Annotated in this window: 5 protein-coding genes; 3 read left to right on the top strand and 2 right to left on the bottom strand. The window is 69.2% G+C overall.

Annotation, left to right across the window (positions count from 1 at the left end; translation table 11 throughout):
* Both FJ251_14675 and FJ251_14670 read right to left on the bottom strand, forming a co-directional pair.
* Nucleotides 1-258: hypothetical protein (locus tag FJ251_14675; GenBank protein MBM4118948.1), on the bottom strand; the 258-nt coding region annotated here is incomplete at its 3' end.
* 84 nt (nt 259-342) lie between these two features.
* Entirely contained in the window at nt 343-882 is a 540-nt protein-coding gene (locus FJ251_14670; protein ID MBM4118947.1) for a flavodoxin, read from the bottom strand.
* A 180-nt stretch (nt 883-1,062) separates the two neighbouring features.
* On the opposite strand from FJ251_14670, the gene FJ251_14665 reads away from it, so the two are divergent.
* The 3 genes from FJ251_14665 (at nt 1,063) to FJ251_14655 (ending at nt 3,163) form a co-directional block, all read left to right on the top strand.
* Nucleotides 1,063-1,908: a DUF58 domain-containing protein gene (locus FJ251_14665; protein MBM4118946.1), complete on the top strand. Its 846-nt coding sequence runs from the start codon at nt 1,063-1,065 to the stop codon at nt 1,906-1,908.
* A gap of 77 nt (nt 1,909-1,985) precedes the next feature.
* Nucleotides 1,986-2,780, top strand: coding sequence for a class I SAM-dependent methyltransferase (locus FJ251_14660; GenBank protein ID MBM4118945.1), 795 nt, complete (start codon nt 1,986-1,988; stop codon nt 2,778-2,780).
* The gene (locus FJ251_14655) at nt 2,780-3,163 is read left to right on the top strand and encodes a hypothetical protein (GenBank protein ID MBM4118944.1); all 384 of its coding nucleotides are present in this window, start codon (nt 2,780-2,782) and stop codon (nt 3,161-3,163) included. The genes FJ251_14660 and FJ251_14655 overlap by 1 nt, the downstream gene beginning before the upstream one ends.
* Nucleotides 3,164-3,329: the final 166 nt, after the last annotated feature.

Here is a 3,329-nt window from a genome sequence, read left to right as displayed (position 1 = left end):
GATCTCCGTGTAGCCGCCGCACCAGATGGCCGGCACGGCGCGATTGGTGTAGGTGATGCCCAGGTTGAGGCAGGTCTCGACGAGCGCGCCCTGCGCCGCGAGCGCCGCCATCTGCGGGACGTGGGCGTGCGTCGGGTCGCCGAGGCCTTCGCTGTAGCGCAGGCCGTCGATGATGACCAGCACCACGCGCTCGGTCTGGTAGCCCCAGGCGGGCGCGGCGAGGAGGACGAGCAGCAGCAGAGCAAGGGCACGGCGCATCCCATCACCTCCGGGCAGGCCACGAGTGTAGACCATCCCCGGCCGGCTGGCAAACGCGCAGGCGGAATCGCTGGTGGAGGCGGGCTAGCTGCCGGAGCTCGCCGCCTCGCTCGACGCGGACAGCTCGGCCTTGAGCTGGGCGACCCAGGCCTGCACGCGCTCGCTGGTGAGCACGGCCTGGCGGTCCTCGTCGATGACGAGCCCGAGGAAGCGGCCCTTCTTCACGGCAGTGGAGGCCTTGAAGCTGTAGCCCTCGACGGGCCAGGCGCCGATCAGGTGGGCGCCGCGCTTCTTCAGCTTCTTGGCGAGGGGCGTCAGGGCGTCGGCGAAGCTCTTCTCGTACTTCTTCTGGTCGCCGAGGGCGAAGACCGCGGCCGATTTGCCCGTGAGGTCGATGCCCTCGGCCTTCAGCGCCTTGAGGAAGGGATACCAGTCCTCCTGGAGCTTACCCTTCTCGTAGGTCGGCGAGCCGAACACGATGAGATCGAAGGGCGCGAGATCGGCCACCGTGGACTTGCGCACGTCGTGCAGCACCGCGTCCTTGCCGAAGGCGTGCTGGATCTTGCGCGCGACCTGCTTGGTCGCGCCCTTGGAACTGCCGAAGAAGATGCCGACTTCAGTCATGGCCCCCGCTCGCTGTTTGTGACATAATGGGAAAAGCGCTGTAACCCGTCAAGATAGCGGCAGTTATGAAGACCACGGGATCTTGATAGCGCCCGCCCGAAAACCCAGGAGCCGCGCGTGCCCGTCGCCACCCGCCTCGGCCGCTTCCTCGACCCCGAAGCGCTCAGCCGCCTCGACAGCATGGAGCTGATCGCGCGGCTCGTCGTCGAGGGCTTCATCGCCGGCCTGCACCGCAGTCCCTTCCACGGCTTCTCGGTGGAGTTCTCCGAGTACCGGGCCTACAACCCAGGCGACAGCGTGAGCAGGATCGACTGGAAGATCTACGCCAAGACCGATCGCCACTACATCAAGCTCTTCGAGGAGGAGACCAACCTCCGCGCCACGCTGCTGCTCGACGGCAGCCGCTCGATGGACTTTGCGGGCAACGCGGGCCGCGTGAGCAAGTTCCGCTACGCGAGCATGCTGGCCGCCGGCCTCGCCTACCTGCTCATCCACCAGCAGGACGCCGTCGGCCTCGTCACTTTCGACGAGAAGATCCGCCAGGTGCTGCCCGCGCGCAGCGTGCGGCGCCACCTCTACGACTTGCTCACGGCCATCGAGCAGCAGCGGCCGGGCGGCCTCACCGACGTCGGCGCCACGCTGCACCGCGCGGCCGAGCTGGTCAAGCGGCGCGGGCTCGTCATCCTGATCAGCGATCTGCTCGACGAGCCCGAGCGCGTGCTTGCCGGTCTCAAGCACTTCCGCCACCGCGGCCACGAGGTGCTCGTCTTCCACGTGCTCGACCCGCTCGAGCGCGACCTCGACCTGCGCCGCGAAGTGCGTCTGGAGGACCTCGAGACCGGCGAGACGCTGCGCACGCAGCCCTGGTTCATCCGCCGCGAAATGGGCGAGCGCGTGACGGCCTGGATCCGCCGGCTCGAGAGCGAGTGCCGCGAGCACCGCATCGACTACCAGCCCCTCACCACCGACCTGCCCTTCGATATCGCGCTGCGCCGCGTGCTGGATCGCCGCGCCCGCCAGCGCTGAGCTTGCCGAGCAGCGGGTGACAATCGCCGCCGATCCTGCTAGGCTGCCCGTGGACCCGGCACGGCAGGAGGCGCGCCATGGTGCGGGATGAGGGCGGCTACGACGGCTTCGTCGCCGAGTTCTACGATCACGTTCTCCCCTATGCCGAGCGAAAGGACCTCGAGTTCTACCGCTCGCTGGCCGCCGCGGCCGGCGGCCCGGTGCTCGAGCTGGGCTGCGGCACGGGCCGCGTCATGCTGCCGATGCTCCGCGCCGGCGCCGAGGTCTGCGGCATCGACAGCTCGCGCGCGATGCTCGCGGTGTGCGTCGAGAAGATCGCCCGCGAGCCGGAGCCCTTGCGGCGGCGCGCGCATCTGCTGCTGGCCGACATGCGCGACTTCGCGCTCGGGCGGCGCTTTGCGCTCGCGGTCGCGCCCTTCCGCAGCTTCCAGCACCTCATCACTGTCGAAGACGAGCTGGCCTGTCTCGCCCGCGTGCGCGAGCAGCTCGTCGCCGGTGGCCGGCTCGTGCTCGACCTCTTCAATCCTTCGCTACGCTTCCTCCTCGATCCGAATCGCGAAGCGGTCTTCGACGAGGAGGCGCCCTTCGCCCTGCCCGACGGCCGCCAAGTGCGGCGGGGCTACCGCATCGTGAGCCGCGACTTCGCCGAGCAGACCTCGGAGGTCGAGCTGATCTATCGCGTTCACCACCCCGGCGGCGGCGAGGAGAGCCTCGTCCACGCCTTTCCGATGCGCTGGCTGTATCGCTTCGAGGCCGAGCACCTGCTCGCGCGGGCTGGCTTCGCCGTTGAAGCGGTCTACGAGGACCACGCCGGCACCCCCTTCAGCGGCCAAGACGGCGGCGAACTGCTGCTCGTCGCCCGCCGCGACTGATGCAAGCGCGCCCGAGCGGCGCGGGAGGCTGCATGAGCACTGCCAAGGAGTCCACGGTCGTCCTCGTCACGCGCGCCGGCATGGGCGACGCCGATCCCGAACTGCAGGAGAAGCTGATTAAGACCTGGCTCAAGGTCGTGGAGGCGAACGGGCATCTGCCGGAGGTGGTCTGCTTCTACGCCGACGGCGTCAAGCTGGCCCTCGACGGCTCGCCCGTGCTCACCGAGCTGAAGCGCTGGGAGGCGGTGGGTGTCCACCTCGTGCTCTGCAAGACCTGCCTCGACCACTTCGAGGCGCTCGATCAGGTGGCGGTGGGCGTCGTCGGCGGGATGGGCGACATCGTCGCGGCCCAGCTCGGGGCGACGAAGGTGATTTCCCTCTAGTCGCCGCTTTTCTTCGCCCGCTCGCGAACGCTCCGGCCGAAGGCCGTGTCTCACCTGCCGAGCACACGGACAGCGACGGGAGCCGCCGTGCCGGACAGCGAACTCATCGCCGCGGCCCTGCGGGGCGAACGGACGGCCGAGCGGGCGCTCTACGACGCCCACGTTC

This window comes from bacterium, assembly GCA_016873475.1.
Lineage (GTDB): Bacteria > Krumholzibacteriota > Krumholzibacteriia > JACNKJ01 > JACNKJ01 > VGXI01.
The sequence above is the reverse complement of the archived record's forward strand: the minus strand, read 5'-3'. Positions and strand labels throughout refer to the sequence as shown.

Bases quoted from the DNA above. Each gene is read 5' to 3' on its own strand.
- FJ251_14670 (MBM4118947.1), bottom strand. From the start codon at position 882: ATGACTGAAGTCGGCATCTTCTTCGGCAGTTCCAAGGGCGCGACCAAG.
- FJ251_14665 (MBM4118946.1), top strand. From the start codon at position 1,063: ATGGAGCTGATCGCGCGGCTCGTCGTCGAGGGCTTCATCGCCGGCCTG.
- FJ251_14660 (MBM4118945.1), top strand. From the start codon at position 1,986: ATGGTGCGGGATGAGGGCGGCTACGACGGCTTCGTCGCCGAGTTCTAC.
- FJ251_14655 (MBM4118944.1), top strand. From the start codon at position 2,780: ATGCAAGCGCGCCCGAGCGGCGCGGGAGGCTGCATGAGCACTGCCAAG.